The sequence below is a fragment of the Arthrobacter sp. Br18 genome (genome assembly GCF_000520555.1).
Classification (GTDB): domain Bacteria; phylum Actinomycetota; class Actinomycetes; order Actinomycetales; family Micrococcaceae; genus Arthrobacter_D.
Window position 1 is genome coordinate 31,672 of record NZ_KI914850.1, and the last position, 16,603, is coordinate 48,274.

Sequence of the window (16,603 nt, forward strand, 5' to 3'; positions counted from 1 at the left end):
TGCGGGACCCTGCGGGACAAGCCGCGGGTTGCAGGATGAAGAGTTCGTCAACAGGAAGTGATGTGCAGGAGTGAGTAATCACTATGAAGCTCTCGGCGTAGCGCAGGGCGCAAGCGGCGAGGAGATCAAGAAGGCCTACCGCAAGCTCGCGCGGAAGCTCCACCCGGACGTGAATTCGGGGCAGGACGCCGCGGAAGAGTTCAAACGCGTCACGCATGCCTACGAGGTGCTGGTCGATCCGCAGAAGCGCAGGGTCTATGACACGACCGGCAACGAGAACGGCACCGACACCGGGTTCGGCGGGGGGTATTCCGGCTCCGGGTTCGCCTTCCAGGACATCTTCGAGACGTTCTTCGGCGGAAACGGCGGCCAGGGCGGGCCACCCTCGCGCATGCGGCGCGGCCAGGATGCCCTCATCAATGTCCGCATCGACCTGAGGGACGCCGTCTTCGGCACCAACAAGAAGATCGACGTCGACACCGCCGCTGTGTGCCCCACCTGCGATGGCAGCTGCTGCCAACCAGGCACCTCGCCCCGCACCTGCGATATCTGCGGCGGCTCCGGGCAGGTCCAACGCGCAGTGCGGTCCATTCTTGGGCAGGTCATGACCAGCGCGCCCTGCGGCTCCTGCCAGGGGTACGGAACGGTCATTCCCAGTCCGTGCCACGAGTGCAACGGCGACGGCCGCATCCGCGCGCGCCGCACCCTGACCATCAAGGTCCCCGCGGGGGTGGCCACCGGCACCCGCATCCAGCTCTCCGGCCAGGGAGAAGCAGGGACCGCCGGCGGACCGCAGGGTGACCTCTACGTCGAGATCAGGGTCAACACCGACTCGACCTTCCTGCGTGACGGCGACGACCTCCACGTGACGCTCAGCGTCCCCATGACCGCGGCCTCCCTGGGAACCACCGTCCAACTCGACACGTTCGACGGCGACCAGGAGCTCGCGATTAAGGCAGGGACCCAGTCCGGGGAGATCCTGACGCTCCGCGGACTCGGGGTCACCCACCTGCGGGGGAGTGGCCGCGGTGACCTGCGGGTCCACCTCAACGTTGAAACGCCGAGAAACCTCGACCCTGAGCAGGAGGAGCTGCTGCGCCGGCTTGCGGGCCTGCGCGGCGAGGAGTATACCGACGGCCAGCTCGCCTCCAGCGGCTCCGGCGTCTTCGCGCGGCTGCGCGATCGGCTGGGCAACCGCTGACCGTGACAAACCCGCTGTTCTTCGGTGACCCGGCCACTGTCCGTTCAGCCCTCACCGGCAGTGTCTTCGAGTTACGCGGCGAGGAAGCACGGCATGCCTCGACAGTTCGCCGCATGGAACCTGGTGAAGCAGTCGACATATCGGACGGGGTGGGATTCCGGCTCAGCGGGACGGTGCGTGATGCTGGGCCGGCACTCCTCGCGGTGGCTGTGGGCGCTGCAGAACAGGAGCCCCCACCCTTTCGCCGACTGGTGCTCGTTCAGGCCCTGGCCAAGGGCGATCGCGACGAGCAGGCGATTGAGGCCGCGACGGAGCTCGGTGTCGACGCCGTCATGCCCTGGCAGTCAGAGCGGAGCATCGTTCGATGGCGCGGCGAGAAGGTGGACCGGGGCCGGCAGAAGTGGGGTGCGGTAGTCCGGCGAGCAGCGAAGCAATCGCGGCGCGCTTTCATCCCTGCCGTGCACCCGCTGGTCGACAGCGCCCAGCTCGCCGGATGGATTCCGACCGTGGAGCGGGTTCTGGTGCTCCACGGAGACGCCGCCACATCGCTGGCCGAACGGATCGCCGAGGAATCCCTCCCGGGAATGCCCCCAATCGGGGAAACGACGGCGGTGATCGTCGGGCCGGAGGGCGGGATCAGCGACCGCGAGCTTGACGCCTTCGTCGCAGCCGGCGCGGTGCCGGTGAAGATCGGACCGAACGTCCTGCGGTCGTCATCGGCCGGACCGGCAGCCCTGGTACTGCTGAACCAGCTGCTCGGACGCTGGTGAGGTTCCCGGTTATTTGATCTCGATAGCTTTCGTATCGGTGAACCGCTGGTGCTGCTTGCCGTTCTCGTCCGACTCCAGGCGGAAAACGCTGATCTCATAGTGTCCCGGTGGCAGTGCCACGGTGAAACTGTAGATACCCGTGGTACCTGCCGGGCTGTCCAGCCCGGTGACGCCTTCCTTGACGGTTTCGCCGGTGCTGTTCCCGCCTGTGTTGTTCCCTTCGGGGCTGTCCCCTTCGGATGCCGCGCTGATGCGCCACGAGAGCGTGGCCGTGTCCGACCGTCCGCTCCCATTGATCACCACGGTCGAAGGGTCACGGACTTCGCCGTCCTGGGGATTGGTGATCCAGACCGGTGCGACGAGTGAGTTGTCCCTCTGGAACTCACCCCCGAGCTCGACTTCGCCGAATGCCTCGTACCCGGCTTCTCCGTCGACCAGCACCAGCACCGAGCTGACCTCGCCGCCGGGAATCAGCCCGGCGTTCGCTGCTGCAGCAGTCGCGGTGAAAACCAGCTGTTGAACGGCCTTGCGCGCCACACCGGGCTCAAGCTGTCCCCCGAACGCATCGGAGGAGATATCGACGGTGATGACATTACGGGTGGAGATGGAGGAGCTGACACGGGTTGCAGACGACCAGGGGCTGAAGAAATCGCCATCGAGCGGCTCTCCGACCGTCATGTGCCGCACGGCATCGGCGATCGGGTCGCCCGAGCTGTCCGGTGCGGCGGCAGGCGTGAACTCGCGGTACAGCAGGGTATCGGTGTCCCCGTCACGGCCCAGCCAGTACACGGGCAGCACGCCGCTCGGAGCGGAGCCCCCGGTGCCGCTGACCTGGAGCGGCACGGTTGGTGACCCGGTTCGGGAGCCGAGGTCTGCACCAGCGGCATCGGGGATCGACGGCGGCGCCGACAGCGTTCCGGATCCGCCACCACCGAAGCCGGTACAGCCGGGGATGAGCAGCAGGCTCCCGGCAAGGAGGACGCCCCCACTCGAAGAGAGGAGATTTCGCAGGCCGAGGCGGCTTTCGCGCAGCGGATTCCGCTCGCCCATCTGCATTCTCCTTCCGGCCCCGGCCTGGGTGTGCTCGACACACCCAGGGCATATCCGGATAAAAGCTTGGCACAGGCGTCGTGGTCGGGGACCGAAAAGGCCCTTCGTCGGGAGGACTGAAACGGTATCGATACGAACCTGTTGCGAAGTTGGAACCTACCCTCCTTCCCAGCGGGCCCCTGCAGGCCGATGCCGGCAGTCCACCCACCGCCGGAGAGGAGCCGGTCCGCGGTGGTGCCGTAGAATTGAGGAAACTCAAACGGATAAGGGGCGATTGAAGGCCGGATGGCCGTGCTATGAGCGAATTTTCACCGGGCACCACACCGAGCACCACGGGAATCAATGCAGCAGGGCTCGACACCCGGATCCTGCACTTCGACTCCGGCGAACAGATGGTCCAGGCGCTGGGTACCAACGACGAAGCGCTCCAGCTCATCGAAACCTCCTTCCCGGGCGTGGAGCTGCAGGCGCGGGGGAACGAACTCACGATCACGGGTCCCGCGGCCGACGTCCTGAGGACGGAGCGGCTCGTCGAGGAAATCCGGAGCATGGCGGCCAATAACGCCCCGATGAGTCCACAGATACTCGACCAGCTGATTTCGATGCTGAAAACCCAGAGTGCGGGACGCCCTTCAACGGCCTTGTCGGTGAACATCCTGACGTCGCGCGGGCGCACCATCCGGCCGAAGACCCTCAACCAGAGCACCTATGTCGACGCCATCGACAGCAACACCATCGTCTTCGGCATCGGCCCCGCCGGAACGGGCAAAACCTACCTCGCCATGGCCAAGGCCGTGCAGGCGCTGCAGCGGAAGGAAGTCAACCGCATCATCCTGACGCGACCGGCCGTCGAGGCGGGGGAGCGGCTCGGGTTCCTGCCGGGAACGCTCAGCGACAAGATCGATCCCTATCTTCGACCCCTCTACGATGCGCTGCACGACATGATGGACCCGGACTCCATCCCGCGTCTGATGGCCGCAGGAACCATCGAGGTCGCCCCGCTCGCCTACATGCGCGGCCGAACCCTCAATGACGCGTTCATCATCCTTGACGAGGCCCAGAACACCACTCCGGAGCAGATGAAGATGTTCCTGACGCGCCTCGGTTTCGGCGCGAAGATGGTGGTCACGGGTGACGTGACCCAGGTGGACCTTCCCGGCGGAACGAGCTCGGGGCTGCGCGTGGTCAGCGAGATCCTCCGGGGGGTTCCCGATGTCCACTTCGCCGAGCTCGATGCCACCGACGTCGTCCGTCACCGGCTCGTCGGCGATATCGTGAGCGCCTATGCCAGGTGGGACGACGCCCAGGCCAATGGACATCCCCGCAACGGGTTCCGGGTCGGCTCCGCATGAGCGTCGAAGTGAACAACGAGTCCGGGTTCCAGGTCGACGAAACGCTGCTCGTGCGTCTGGCGAACTTCATCTTCGAGGCGATGTTCGTCCACCCCGAAGCCGAACTCTCGATCATCCTCGTCGATACCGCTGCAATGGAGAAGCTTCACGTGGAGTGGATGGATGAGCCGGGCCCCACCGATGTCCTGTCCTTCCCCATGGACGAACTGCGGCCGGGCACGGCCGGTCGGGTCACGCCCGCGGGCCTGCTCGGCGACGTCGTCCTCTGCCCTGAGGTCGCGGAAAGCCAGGCCGGGACGGCGGGACACAGCACTGCTGAGGAGCTGCTGCTGCTGACCACGCACGGTGTGCTCCACCTCCTCGGGTTCGACCACGTCGAGCCTGACGAAGAGAAAGAGATGTTCGGGTTGCAACGGCAGCTGCTGAGCGAGTTCCTCGGCGGGAACGCACCGCAGGAGACTACCGCTTGATTCTCTGGCTCCTCGCGCTCATGGGTCTGGCCTTCATCCTCGTTGCCGCCCTCGTCACCGCAGCCGAAGCTGCGTTCAGCTATCTCCCGCGGCAGGACGGCGAAGCCCTCCTGCAGTCAGCGAAAGGCCCGTCCCTCCGCCGTATTCTCGGAGCTCCCGTGGCGCATATGCACGCGCTGCGTTTCTGGCGGGTGTGGTTCGAGATGGCTGGGGCTGTTGCAGTCGCCATCCTGTTCCATGACCTCCTCGACAACGTGTGGCTCGCAGGGCTCCTCGCGACGGCGGTGATGGCGGCCATCGGCTTCGTCCTCGTGGGGGTGTCCCCGCGCCAGCTCGGCCGTGCCCACGCGCCCGCCGTGGTCCAGTTCACCGCCGGTTTCGTCTCACTGCTCTGCATTCTGCTCGGCCCGGTTCCGCAGTGGCTGGTCCGCATCGGCAGCTCGGTCACCCCGGGCGCGGCCTACGACGAAGCGGCGTTCTTCACCCAGGAGGAGTTTCGGGAGCTGCTCTCCCGTGCCAGCGACGCGGAGATGATCGAGGACAACGAGGCGGAGCTGATCCACTCGGTGTTCGAACTCGGCGACACCAAGGTGCGCGCCGTCATGGTTCCGCGGACCGACATGGTCACCATCGAATCCGGGGCGACACTGCATGAGGCACTGTCTCTTTTCCTCCGTTCCGGGTATTCCCGCGTTCCGGTCATCGGGGAGAGCTCCGACGACATCCTGGGCATCCTGTATCTGAAGGACGTGGTCGCGGAGCTGCATGGGCGGCCCCCGCAGACCCAGAGCAGGTCGGTGGACCCGGTATGCCGCGAGGCCCGGTACGTCCCGGAGTCGAAGCCTGTGGGGGACCTCCTTCAGGAGCTCCAGCGCGAATCGACCCACGTGGCGATCGTCATCGACGAGTACGGCGGAACCGCGGGTCTGGTGACCCTGGAGGATCTGATCGAGGAGATCGTCGGCGAGATCGTCGATGAGTACGATTCCGAGGTCCCGGAGCAGGAACAGCTTGCCGACGGCACCTACCGCGTGAGTGCCCGCATGGCGATCGACGACCTCGGCGAACTGTTCGGCATCGACCTGGAGGACGAGGAGGTCGACACCGTGGGCGGTCTGTTGGCAAAGACGCTCGGAAGGGTGCCGATCGTCGGCAGTGAGGTCACAATTGACGGTATAGGTCTGCGTGCCGAGCGGCTCGAGGGCCGGCGAAACCGGGTGTCACACGTCATCGTCTTCCTGCGGAAACGGGATTCCCCGGACCAACACATCAACGAGAAGGAAATGGCGGCAGAACATGACCGGAGATAATCACAGGGCCGGGTTCGTATCCCTGGTGGGCAGGCCCAACGCCGGCAAATCCACCCTGACCAATGCCCTCGTGGGGCAGAAGGTCGCCATCACCTCCGCCAAGCCGCAGACCACGCGCCACACGATCCGCGGAATCGTCACCCGGGAGGACTCGCAGGTCGTCCTTGTCGACACACCCGGGCTTCACCGACCGCGGACACTGCTCGGCCAGCGGCTCAATGATCTGGTGGCCGACACGCTGTCCGAGGTCGACGCCGTCGGCTTCTGCCTGCCGGCGAACGAGAAGATCGGGCCAGGCGATCGGTTCATCGCCGAGCAGCTGGGCCGGCTTCGACGCAAGCCGCTCATCGCCGTCGTCACCAAGACCGACCTGGTGGACCGGAAAGCCCTGACCGAGCAGCTGCTTGCCGTCGCCAAGCTCGGCACCGATGTGCTGGGCGCCGACGGGTGGACCGACATCGTGCCGGTTTCAGCGGCGGACGGTTTCCAGGTGGAGACAGCAGGCGAGGTCTTCAGCCGGCAGATGCCGCTGTCGCCCGTGCTGTACCCGGGCGGGGAGCTGACCGACGAGCCGGAGGCGGTCATGGTGGCCGAGCTTGTGCGCGAGGCGGCCCTCGAGGGCGTTCGTGACGAGCTCCCGCATTCCCTGGCGGTGGTCGTCGAGGAGATGGTGCCGCGGGAGGGCCGGCCGGAAGACAGCCCGATGCTGAACGTGTATGTGAACCTGTACGTGGAACGGTCCTCGCAGAAAGCGATCATCATCGGCAAGGGTGGTGCGAGGCTCCGCGAGGTGGGCACCAACGCCCGCCGCGGCATCGAGGCACTGCTCGGTACCCGGGTTTACCTCGATCTTCATGTCAAGATTGCCAAGGACTGGCAGCGGGACCCGAAGCAGCTCGTCCGCCTGGGGTTCTGACCTTGCCTCAGCCGTAATCAACCAGAGGAAGCCGCGAATGAGCAACCGAGGGCAGTTCCAGCCCGCCGGCACGTCCGGCTCCGGCGCTTCCCTGTCCGGGGCCCGGAATTCAGGGATTGTCCCGGGCGGCCGCCATCTGGGGAAAGCGGGCGCCGCCCGAGGCCTGATGGTGGTTGCGTTCACGCTCGCCGCCGTCCTGGTCGCGCTCGTCGGCTTCGTGGCCGTGCAGTTGTTCCGCCTCCAGGCGAACGTGGACACGGAGCCCCTCAACATCGGTTCCGGCCAGGAGTCTGCGCTGCCGGTCGACCTGAGCACCGATCCGGTGCAGATCCTCATCCTCGGCACTGATACCCGACTCGCGAACGGCGGGGAGTCGCCCGGGGGAGGGGACCGTCCCCCGGGCGGGGGCAACTCCGATGTGATGATGCTGATGAACCTTTCGGCGGACCGCGAGGACGTGACGGTGCTCAGCTTTCCCCGGGACCTCCTGGTGCCCCTACCCAGCTGCCGCGCGCCGGCCGGCGGCGATCCGTCGACCGCCATGGACCTCGGCCAGCTCAACGGTGCCCTTGCCTCCGGGGGGCCCGGCTGCACGGTGGCGGCGATCAACAACGTGACCGGCCTGAACATCGACCATTTCATGATGGCGGACTTCGACGCCGTGAAGGAACTCTCGGAAACCCTCGGCGGAGTGGAAGTCTGTGTCAGTGAGCCGGTCGAGGACGAGTATTCGGGCCTGAGCCTGCCTGCCGGCACCAGCGAGGTGGAGGGTGAGCAGGCCCTGGCGTTCCTGAGGACGCGGTACGGCTTCGGAGACGGCGGCGATACCGGGAGAATCATGGCGCAGCAGGCGTTCCTGGCGTCCATGGCCCGCAAGGTCCAGGCGGAGGGCACCCTGACCAACCTGCCCCGCCTTTACTCGATCGCCGAAACCATCACCCGCAACCTGACGGTTGACGAGGGCCTGTCCCAGGTGACGGCCCTGCTGCAACTGGCCGACCGGGTGAAGGACGTGGACCTGGCGAACATGGCCTTCGTGACGGTGCCCACCATGCCCTGGGATCAGGATCCCAACCGGCTCGTGCTCGATGAGGAAGCGGCGGAGCCGCTGTTCGCGGCGATGCGCGCGGACCGCAGCCTGACCGAGCCCGCACCTGCGCCGTCGCCGTCCGCTGAGGCCCCGACCGGAGGGGCGGAGGATCCCGCGCCCGCCGACCCTCCGTCCATCGACGCCGCAGCCGTCCCGGTCATCGTGGTGAACGGGACGGGGTCCACGGCGCGCGGTGCCGCAGTCCGGTCGTTGCTGGTGGAGGAGGGCTATGGACAGACGCAGACGGTGGAGACCTCAGGAGCACCGGTCACCCAGGTGTACTTCGGTGCCGGCTACGATGCCGCAGCTGCGGGCATCGCGGACCTGTTCGGCGTGGACGGCGCCCAGCTCATCCCCAGCCCCACGGCCGTAGGCGTCGAAGTGCTGGTGGGCACGGATTTCCTGTCGGGTGCGACGGTGACGCCTGACCCGCTGGGCGGCGAGCTGCAGGGGCAGACCGCGGAGGAAGAGGTCTGCCAGCAGGCGTCGGGATCCTAGTCCTGCCCGGCTGTTCCTCTCACCAGATCCGGACGCGCTGCTCGGGAGCGAGCCAGAGCCCGTCCTCGGGGGTGGTCCCGAACGCGTCATGGAACTCGTCGAGGTTCCGCACCACCTGATTGCACCGGAACTCGTTCGGTGAGTGCGGATCGACGGTCAGGCGCCGGGCCGCCTCCTCGGGACGGATCTTCTGGCGCCAGCAGCTCGCCCACGAGGAGAAAAACCTCTGCGCCCCCGTTTGCCCATCGATGACCGGGGCTTCGGCGCCGTCCAGGCTGATGAGGTACGCCAGGTAGCTGATGCTGAGACCGCCGAGATCGCCGATATTTTCTCCCAGCGTGAGCTCGCCGTTCACACACTGGGTGGGCGCCTCGGCAGGTGCCAGGACAGCGTACTGGTCCACGAGCCGGGACGTGAGGGCGTCGAAGGCCGATCTGTCCCCATCCGACCACCAGTTGGACAGCGCGCCGTGGCCGTCGAACTGCGACCCCTTGTCGTCGAACCCGTGCCCGATCTCGTGCCCGATCACGGCACCGATGGCTCCGTAGTTCACGGCGGGATCAGCATCGGCCTCGAAGAAGGGTGCCTGGAGGATGGCGGCGGGGAAAACGATCTCGTTCATGGTCGGCATGTAGTAGGCGTTGACCGTCTGGGGCGTCATCAGCCACGCCCCGCGGTCGATCGGCCCGCCGAGCCTGTTGAGCTGGCGCTGGTGTTCGAACTCGCCGGCGCGGCAGACATTGCCGAACAGGTCCCCGTCGACGATGTCCAGCGGCGTGTAGTCGATCCACTGGTCCGGATAGCCGATCTTCGTGGTGAACTGGGAGAGCTTCAGCAGCGCCCTGTCGCGCGTTTCCTCACCCATCCAGGCCAGGGACGAAATGCTCCGCGAGTACGCCTCGATGAGGTTGGCCACCAGCCCGAGCATCTGGTCCTTGTGGCTCTCCGGGAAGTGCCGGGCGACGTACTGCCGTCCGACCGCTTCGCCGAGCGCTCCTTCCACCACGGCGACGCCCCGCTTCCAGCGTTCCTTGAGCCGGGGAGTGCCCGCCAGGTGTGTTCCGTAGAAAGCGAACAGGGCATTCACGAACGCCTCGTCGAGATAGTCGGCGGCGGACAGAAGCACCCGGCTCCTCAGCCAGTCCTTCCACGCGGGCAACGGGACCGTCGACAGTGCGTTCTCGACGCCGACGAGGTAGTCCGGCTGGCACACCACCACCTCGGCCGCCTGCGATGCCTCGTCGGTCACCACCGACAGCCAGGGCGCGATGAACGGTGCCAGCACGGCGGCGTCGTCGAAGGTGTGGAGGTTGTAGGTCTTCTGCGGGTCCCGGCGGTCGACCGTGCTCATGTGCGACGCCGCCAGCGCGGTTTCGAGCTCCAGCACGCGCGCCGCCGCCCTGCCCGGGTCGGCCTGCCCGGCCAGTTCGAAAAGCCTCTCGAGCAGCGCACTGTACTTTCCACGGGTTTCGGCGAACTGCGGCTCACGGTAATAGGACTCATCGGGCATCCCGAGCCCCGACTGGTACACGTGCAGCAGATACCGGGAGGGGCCCCCGGCGTCGTTGCTGACGTAGGGCGCGCAGACTCCCTGGACGCCGGAGCGGGTGAATTCGGCGCTCAGGCGGACCAGATCCTCGGGACTTGTTACGCCGTCGATCCTGGCGAGCATGCCGTCGAGGGGAGCGAGGCCCTGCGCGGCGATGTGCCCGGTGTCCATGAACGCCGCGTAGAGAACGCCGATCTTCGCGCTGTCGCCGCCATCCGCGGCTGCGACATCGCCGGAATCACTGCTGCCGGAATCGGCGGATTCGATGATGCTTCGCACGGCCAGTTCCGAGGCATCGCGCAGGGCAGTGAAGGAGCCCTCCTGCGACCGGTCCTCGGGTATTTCGGTGACGTCGAGCCATTTCCGGTTCACATGGCGGAAGAGATCATCCTGCGCTCGTACGCCTGCGTCTACATGGTTCCTGGTTTCTACCATTGGTACTCCCTCGTAACTTCCCGGCTGCTTTTCCCTGGCGGCTTTGCGCCAAAAATCCATTCTATGTGCCGTGCTATCGTGGAAAAATGCGCGCAGAGCTGACTCTCCTTATCTGCCGCGGCGAGGTTTCCTAAGCCCCCCGAGCTTTTTCGAGCTACCGGCCACACCTCGCTGCGGAGTCTGCGTGCCCGGCCATCAGCGCTCACTGTGTTCAAGAGATAAGGCCAGCCCTCATGCGAAACGCACAAAAAACCTCCGGAATGCCGTTCTTCAAGTACACACCGTTCCAGGAGCAGATCACCGTGGAGCTTCCCGACCGCACCTGGCCGGACAAGCTGATCACCAAGGCCCCGCGGTGGTGCGCGGTGGACCTCCGGGACGGAAACCAGGCGCTGATCGACCCCATGAGCCCCGAACGCAAGCACCGGATGTTCGACCTCCTGGTCGGCATGGGGTACAAGGAAATCGAAGTGGGTTTCCCGTCGGCGTCGCAGACCGACTTCGACTTCGTACGGCAGCTCATCGAAGGCGACCGCATTCCCGACGACGTCACCATCCAGGTCCTCACCCAGGCCCGGGAACACCTGATCGAGCGTACCTACGAATCGATCAGCGGCGCTGACTGTGCGATAGTCCACCTCTACAACTCCACCTCCGTCCTCCAGCGCCGGGTGGTTTTCAACCAGGACCGCGACGGCATCATCGACATCGCACTGCAGGGCGCCAGGCTCTGCCGCAAGTTCGAAGAGAGCCTGGGAAACACCCTGGTCACGTACGAGTACTCGCCTGAGTCCTTCACCGGGACCGAGCTGGATTTCGCGGCCCGCATCAGCAACGAGGTCGCGGCGGTCTTCGAGGCGTCAGCGGACCGCCAGATGATCCTCAACCTGCCGGCCACAGTGGAGATGGCCACCCCCAACGTGTACGCGGACTCCATCGAGTGGATGTGCCGGAACCTGGCGGACCGCGACAGCATCATCGTGTCCCTGCACCCACACAACGACCGCGGGACGGGCGTCGCCGCGGCGGAACTGGGGTACCTGGCCGGTGCCGACCGTATCGAGGGATGCCTGTTCGGTAACGGTGAGAGGACGGGCAACGTGGATCTCGTGACCCTCGGGATGAACCTCTACAGCCAGGGCATCGACCCCCAGATCGACTTCTCGGACATGGACGCCGTCCGCCGCACCGCCGAGTACTGCAACCAGCTGATGGTGCCCGAACGCTCCCCGTACGGCGGCGACCTCGTCTTCACGGCATTCTCCGGCTCCCACCAGGACGCCATCAAGAAGGGCTTCGACATCATGGAGCGTGACGCAGCCGCCGCCGGCGGTGGCCTCGATGACATCCCCTGGGCCGTTCCCTACCTGCCGATCGACCCGAAGGACATCGGCCGCAGCTATGAGGCAGTGATCCGGGTCAATTCGCAGTCCGGCAAGGGCGGGGTGGCCTACCTCCTCAAGAGCGAGCACAGCCTCGACCTGCCCCGGCGTGCGCAGATCGAGTTCTCCGGCGTCATCCAGCGCCGCACCGAGACGGTCGGCGGTGAAATCAGCGGCGCCCAGCTGTGGGCAGCGTTTCAGGACGAGTACCTGCCGACCCGCGCGGACGGAGATCCCGACATGGACAGCGCCGGGCAGTGGGGCCACTACGCGCTGACCTCGGTGAACACCGACACCGCGGAAGACGGCCAGTTCAAGCTCGCCGCGACCCTTCTGGTCGACGGTGTACAGCAGCGGCGGTCGTCGCAGGGGAGCGGGCCCATCGCGGCCCTGCTCGAGATCCTCGGCCAGGACGGCGTGGACGTGCGCGTGCTCGACTACACGGAGCATGCGCTGTCCTCCGGCGGAAACGCGAGGGCCGCGGCCTACGTCGAGTGCGCCGTCGGCGAGCGGGTCCTGTGGGGCGTCGGGATCGACACCAACACCACCATGGCTGCGTTGAAGGCCGTCATCTCCGCCGTCAACCGCGCCATCCGCGACAGCGCCTGACACCGCCGCATGGTCCGGAGCGTCCGGAGCGTCCGGAGCGTCCGGAGCGTCCGGCGCGCCGGGCGTCGGCGCCCGCGGAAGTGAACTTGGTGGGAGACTGGGGAAGTGTCAAGAGCATCAGCGTCCCGGACCTACCGCTCCGAGGGAGTGGTCCTTCGGACCTACAAACTCGGTGAGGCCGACCGGATCATCGTCCTGTTGACGCGCGAACACGGCCAGGTCCGCGCAGTCGCCAAAGGGGTCCGCAGGACGAGCAGCAAATTCGGTTCGCGCCTCGAGCCGTTCATGGCCGTGGACCTGCAACTCGCGGCAGGACGGAATCTCGACGTCGTGACCCAGGCGCAGACCAAAGGCGCCTACGGCCACGGTATAGCGGCCGACTACGGCCGTTATACCGCCGCCACGGCCATCGCCGAGACAGCCGAACGGCTTACGGACATCGCCGGCGAGGGATCCGGTGCGCACTACGCGCTGGTGTCCGGTGCGTTCTCGGCATTGAGCAGGGGAGTCCACCCGGCAGAGCTGATCCTCGACTCGTACCTGCTGCGGGCCCTCTCCATCGCCGGTTGGGCGCCGAGCTTCACCGACTGCGCCAAATGCGGCGCTACCGGCCCGCACAACGCCTTTTCGGCGGCGCTCGGCGGAGCAGTGTGTGCTTTCTGCCGCCCGCCGGGAGCGGCCTCGCCGTCGGGCCCTGCCATGGCACTCCTTGCCGCACTGTTGTCCGGGAACTGGGACGCCGCGGACGCTTCGGAGAGCCAGGCACGGCGGGAGGCCGCGGGCCTCGTAGCGAGCTACCTGCAGTGGCACCTTGAACGTGTGGTCAAATCCCTCAAGCATGTGGAGCGTCTATGAACAAGCCGATTCGACTGCCCCGTCCGCCGGAGCCGCACCCCAGCGGCGAGACGGCACCGCAGGTTCCCCGGCAATTCGTTCCCCAGCACGTGGCGATCGTGATGGACGGCAACGGGCGCTGGGCCAACGAGCGCGGTCTGCCCCGGACGGAGGGGCACAGGGCGGGCGAAGCGGCCCTGCTCGACGTCATGGCGGGTGCGATCGAGATCGGCGTCCGGCACGTGTCGGTGTATGCCTTCTCCACCGAGAACTGGAAGCGGTCACCCGATGAGGTGCGCTTCCTCATGGGCTTCAGCAGGGATGTGCTGAGGCGCCAGCGGAACCAGCTCAACGAGTGGGGCGTGGAGATCCGCTGGTCGGGACGACGGCCGCGCCTGTGGCAGTCGGTCATCAACGAGCTCGAGGAAGCCGAACGCTTCACCCGTGGGAACACCACGTGCACGCTGAACATGTGCGTCAACTACGGTGGCCGTGCGGAGATCGCCGACGCGGTGAAGGCGATCGCCGAACAGGCGGCAGCGGGGAAGCTGCGGGCTTCGACGGTGAGTGAGAAAACCGTCCAGCGTTTCCTCGACGAGCCGGACCTGCCCGACGTCGATCTGTTCCTCCGGACCTCCGGCGAGCAGCGGCTGTCCAATTTCATGCTGTGGCAGTCCGCCTATGCGGAGATGGTGTTCATGAATACGCTGTGGCCGGACGTCGACCGCCGGACCCTGTGGCGCGCCATCGAGGAATACGCGTCCCGCGACCGCCGGTATGGGGGAGCCGTGGACCGCGCGGTGTCGGGCACCGGCTCGGCCTAGGGACCAGGGGCGACGGCGCCCGAAAAGCCGTACGCGTCGAGCCAGCGCCCCAGCTGCCGGTAGGCGGCGGAGCGGACCGGTGCGCGGGAGAGCAGGACGTCGTGCAGGGCGCCGTCGAACCGGCACACAGTCACGCAGGACCCGAGCTCGACGGCGCGGCGCACCATCACGGAGACGTCCAGAACGCTGTCCGATTCCAGCATGGCCTCGCTCCAGGTGGTGCTGATCGTCGAGGAGCCTGACGCCATCACGAGCACCGGTACGGGAAGGGAGAGGCCGCGTGCCACCTCCGCCTGCCCGGCGAGGATGGCCGCGAACCAGCCCGCCCGCAGCGGGAAACCGGTTTCGGGCCGCCAGGATGGCAGCAGGTCCCACTCGCCGTCGGCGCTCCGGCTGATACTTCTCCAGTAGAAGCCCAGTTCGGGTACGCGGAGCCGCGCCTTCGGGCGGAAGCGGCTGACGGTTCCGAGCACGCCCTGCGTCGCGGTGCGCAGCAGTGCACTGCCCTGGGTATCGAGCCATGGGCCGTTGAGCACCAGGGAGCGGGCCCTACCAGGGTTCCGGGCGGCCCACAGGACCGCGGTCAGGGCGCCGGCGGAATGTGCCATCAGGGTGAGGGAGACATCGATTCCCCCTCCGTGCCGGTCCCGCAGCACATCGGTCAGGGCGTCGATCGCGGCGTTGATGTCGGCGTCGTACTCCGCGAGGTCGGTGATGTAGCCGGGAGTCTGCCACGGCCGAAGGCTCCTGCCGAATTTGCGAAGGTCCACCGCGAAGAAGGCGATGCCGCGGTCGGTAAAGAACTCCGCCGTCGCTTCCTGGAAGAAGTAGTCGCTCCATCCGTGCACGTACAGGACGGCGCGTACCGGGCGAAAGTCCCGGCCGTCGTGCCCGGAAGCGGATTCCGGGGGGAGTCCGCCGAAGGACGGTCCGCCGCTCGGCGTATGGGCAACGAGTGTCGCGGTGCAGGGGCCTTCGTCGTCGGGCGGAAGTCCGAGCGCGGCCATCCAGTACTCCGGGCCGAGGTGATCCGGCTCCCACAGTAAGCTCATTCTTCCGAGGATAACGCCCGTTGCACTATCGGAGTTGGTCGAGCGCCGGGGAACGTGGGACTTTATTAGCATGCGAATCTATCCTGCGTTCTTCCGCCTTGCCTTCTCCGGCATGGACGCGGAGCGTGCTCACATCATCGGGGCCGCGCTGATCCGGGCAGCCGACCGCACGCCTGCCGGGTGGGTCCTGCGCCGCCTGTGTGCGCCCCATCCCCGCCTCAGGACGACGGCGTTCGGCCTGGATTTCCCGTCACCGTTCGGTCTGGCGGCGGGATTCGACAAGAAAGGGCAGGGGATCCTGGCCCTTACTGCCCTCGGCTTCGGCCATGTCGAGGTCGGAACCATCACCGGATCGGCGCAGCCCGGCAACCCCCGCCCCCGGTTGTTCCGGCTCGTGGAGGACCGCGCGGTCCTGAACCGCATGGGCTTCAACAACGACGGCGCTGCCACCGTGGCACCGCGCCTGAAGTCCGCGCGGGCGCGGCTGGAGCGCCGTTACGGTGCCCAGCGGCCGATTGTGGGCGTGAATATCGGCAAGACGAAGAACGTGGACCTGCGCAACGCCACGGGTGACTACCTGACCAGCGCGAGGGAGCTCGCACCCGCCGCCGACTACCTCGTGGTGAATGTGAGTTCGCCGAACACACCCGGTCTCCGGCTGCTCCAGAACGTCGCATCGCTCGAACCGCTACTCACCGCGGTCCGGGAAGCGGCGGACGAAGCCGCTGTCCGGCACCTCCCGCTGCTGGTCAAGATCGCACCGGATCTGACGGACCAGGACATCGACGACGTCGCCGCGCTGGCCCGGAAGCTCCGCCTGGACGGCATTGTGGCCACCAACACCACCATCACCAGGGCAGGCCTCCGCTCCGACGCCGAGGCCGTCACTGCGCTGGGAGTCGGCGGTTTGAGCGGCGCCCCACTGAAGGCGCGTTCGATGGAGGTCCTGACAAGGCTGCGGGCCGCGGTGGGTGACGACCTCGCGCTGGTGTCGGTGGGAGGAGTCGAGAACGCGGACGACGTCGCGGCGCGGCTCGCCGCGGGCGCCACCCTCGTGCAGGGGTACACGGCGTTCCTCTACGAGGGCCCGTTCTGGGCGGCACGCATCAACCGCAGGCTGGTGAAACTGCTCGGCTGAAGGGCGATTCGCTGAAGGACAGTTTGCTGAAGGACGGTCCGCCGGGCCGGTTCCCGCCTCAGGAGGGGTAGTCGCCCCGCTTGACCTGCGGCTTGGGCAGGCGCAGCCGGCGCAGCTGCAGGG

14 protein-coding genes are annotated in these 16,603 nt (G+C 66.9%); 11 read left to right on the plus strand and 3 right to left on the minus strand.

Going from position 1 to position 16,603, the window contains the following annotated elements; translation table 11 throughout:
* The first annotated feature begins 70 nt into the window (after positions 1-70).
* Together dnaJ and Y704_RS0104950 are read left to right on the plus strand one after the other, a co-directional pair.
* On the plus strand, positions 71-1,201 hold the full coding sequence (dnaJ, locus tag Y704_RS0104945; RefSeq protein ID WP_026549291.1) for a molecular chaperone DnaJ: 1,131 nt from the start codon (positions 71-73) through the stop codon (positions 1,199-1,201).
* Positions 1,202-1,203: 2 nt separating this feature from the next.
* Positions 1,204-1,971 (plus strand): 16S rRNA (uracil(1498)-N(3))-methyltransferase, encoded by a 768-nt coding sequence (locus Y704_RS0104950; protein ID WP_026549292.1) that lies wholly within the window; start codon positions 1,204-1,206, stop codon positions 1,969-1,971.
* 9 nt (positions 1,972-1,980) lie between these two features.
* Here the strand turns inward: Y704_RS0104950 and Y704_RS19080 are convergent, their stop codons facing one another.
* On the minus strand, positions 1,981-3,021 hold the full coding sequence (locus Y704_RS19080; RefSeq protein ID WP_051476708.1) for a GerMN domain-containing protein: 1,041 nt from the start codon (positions 3,019-3,021) through the stop codon (positions 1,981-1,983).
* 296 nt (positions 3,022-3,317) lie between these two features.
* Here Y704_RS19080 and Y704_RS19085 point away from each other — a divergent pair, with 296 nt between their 5' ends.
* Genes Y704_RS19085 through Y704_RS19095 form a run of 5 tightly spaced genes read left to right on the plus strand, consistent with a single transcriptional unit; the run spans position 3,318 to position 8,657 of the window.
* Positions 3,318-4,373: a PhoH family protein gene (locus Y704_RS19085; protein ID WP_051476709.1), complete on the plus strand. Its 1,056-nt coding sequence runs from the start codon at positions 3,318-3,320 to the stop codon at positions 4,371-4,373.
* A complete protein-coding gene (gene ybeY / locus Y704_RS0104965) occupies positions 4,370-4,843 on the plus strand; it encodes an rRNA maturation RNase YbeY (RefSeq protein ID WP_026549293.1) in 474 nt (157 codons plus the stop codon). The genes Y704_RS19085 and ybeY overlap by 4 nt, the downstream gene beginning before the upstream one ends.
* Positions 4,840-6,153, plus strand: a complete 1,314-nt coding sequence (locus Y704_RS19090) for a hemolysin family protein (RefSeq protein WP_155850214.1) — start codon at positions 4,840-4,842, stop codon at positions 6,151-6,153. The genes ybeY and Y704_RS19090 overlap by 4 nt, the downstream gene beginning before the upstream one ends.
* Positions 6,140-7,069 (plus strand): GTPase Era, encoded by a 930-nt coding sequence (gene era, locus Y704_RS0104975; protein WP_026549294.1) that lies wholly within the window; start codon positions 6,140-6,142, stop codon positions 7,067-7,069. The genes Y704_RS19090 and era overlap by 14 nt, the downstream gene beginning before the upstream one ends.
* 37 nt (positions 7,070-7,106) lie before the next feature.
* Complete coding sequence (locus Y704_RS19095) at positions 7,107-8,657, plus strand: LCP family protein (protein WP_081747411.1); 1,551 nt, start codon at positions 7,107-7,109, stop codon at positions 8,655-8,657.
* 19 nt (positions 8,658-8,676) lie between these two features.
* Here Y704_RS19095 and Y704_RS0104985 read toward each other — a convergent pair whose 3' ends face one another.
* Positions 8,677-10,641: a M13 family metallopeptidase gene (locus Y704_RS0104985; RefSeq protein ID WP_026549295.1), complete on the minus strand. Its 1,965-nt coding sequence runs from the start codon at positions 10,639-10,641 to the stop codon at positions 8,677-8,679.
* Between the two features lie 233 nt (positions 10,642-10,874).
* Between Y704_RS0104985 and leuA the strand changes: the two genes are divergently transcribed.
* From leuA to Y704_RS0105000, 3 genes are all read left to right on the plus strand, one after another.
* Entirely contained in the window at positions 10,875-12,632 is a 1,758-nt protein-coding gene (gene leuA / locus Y704_RS0104990) for a 2-isopropylmalate synthase (protein ID WP_026549296.1), read from the plus strand.
* A 105-nt stretch (positions 12,633-12,737) separates the two neighbouring features.
* Positions 12,738-13,487 (plus strand): DNA repair protein RecO, encoded by a 750-nt coding sequence (gene recO, locus Y704_RS0104995; protein WP_026549297.1) that lies wholly within the window; start codon positions 12,738-12,740, stop codon positions 13,485-13,487.
* Complete coding sequence (locus tag Y704_RS0105000) at positions 13,484-14,290, plus strand: isoprenyl transferase (RefSeq protein ID WP_026549298.1); 807 nt, start codon at positions 13,484-13,486, stop codon at positions 14,288-14,290. The genes recO and Y704_RS0105000 overlap by 4 nt, the downstream gene beginning before the upstream one ends.
* On the opposite strand, the gene Y704_RS19100 is transcribed toward Y704_RS0105000, so the two are convergent.
* Positions 14,287-15,342 (minus strand): alpha/beta hydrolase, encoded by a 1,056-nt coding sequence (locus Y704_RS19100; RefSeq protein WP_035771661.1) that lies wholly within the window; start codon positions 15,340-15,342, stop codon positions 14,287-14,289. The two genes, Y704_RS0105000 and Y704_RS19100, sit on opposite strands and share 4 nt — an antisense overlap.
* Before the next feature lie 70 nt (positions 15,343-15,412).
* On the opposite strand from Y704_RS19100, the gene Y704_RS0105010 reads away from it, so the two are divergent.
* Complete coding sequence (locus Y704_RS0105010) at positions 15,413-16,480, plus strand: quinone-dependent dihydroorotate dehydrogenase (RefSeq protein WP_026549299.1); 1,068 nt, start codon at positions 15,413-15,415, stop codon at positions 16,478-16,480.
* The last annotated feature ends 123 nt before the right edge of the window (positions 16,481-16,603 follow it).

Coding starts and splice junctions, on each gene's coding strand:
- Y704_RS19080 (WP_051476708.1), bottom strand. CDS start 3,021: ATGGGCGAGCGGAATCCGCTGCGCGAAAGCCGCCTCGGCCTGCGAAAT.
- Y704_RS19085 (WP_051476709.1), top strand. CDS start 3,318: ATGAGCGAATTTTCACCGGGCACCACACCGAGCACCACGGGAATCAAT.
- ybeY (WP_026549293.1), top strand. CDS start 4,370: ATGAGCGTCGAAGTGAACAACGAGTCCGGGTTCCAGGTCGACGAAACG.
- era (WP_026549294.1), top strand. CDS start 6,140: ATGACCGGAGATAATCACAGGGCCGGGTTCGTATCCCTGGTGGGCAGG.
- Y704_RS19095 (WP_081747411.1), top strand. CDS start 7,107: ATGAGCAACCGAGGGCAGTTCCAGCCCGCCGGCACGTCCGGCTCCGGC.
- Y704_RS0104985 (WP_026549295.1), bottom strand. CDS start 10,641: ATGGTAGAAACCAGGAACCATGTAGACGCAGGCGTACGAGCGCAGGAT.
- leuA (WP_026549296.1), top strand. CDS start 10,875: ATGCGAAACGCACAAAAAACCTCCGGAATGCCGTTCTTCAAGTACACA.
- Y704_RS0105000 (WP_026549298.1), top strand. CDS start 13,484: ATGAACAAGCCGATTCGACTGCCCCGTCCGCCGGAGCCGCACCCCAGC.
- Y704_RS19100 (WP_035771661.1), bottom strand. CDS start 15,342: ATGAGCTTACTGTGGGAGCCGGATCACCTCGGCCCGGAGTACTGGATG.
- Y704_RS0105010 (WP_026549299.1), top strand. CDS start 15,413: ATGCGAATCTATCCTGCGTTCTTCCGCCTTGCCTTCTCCGGCATGGAC.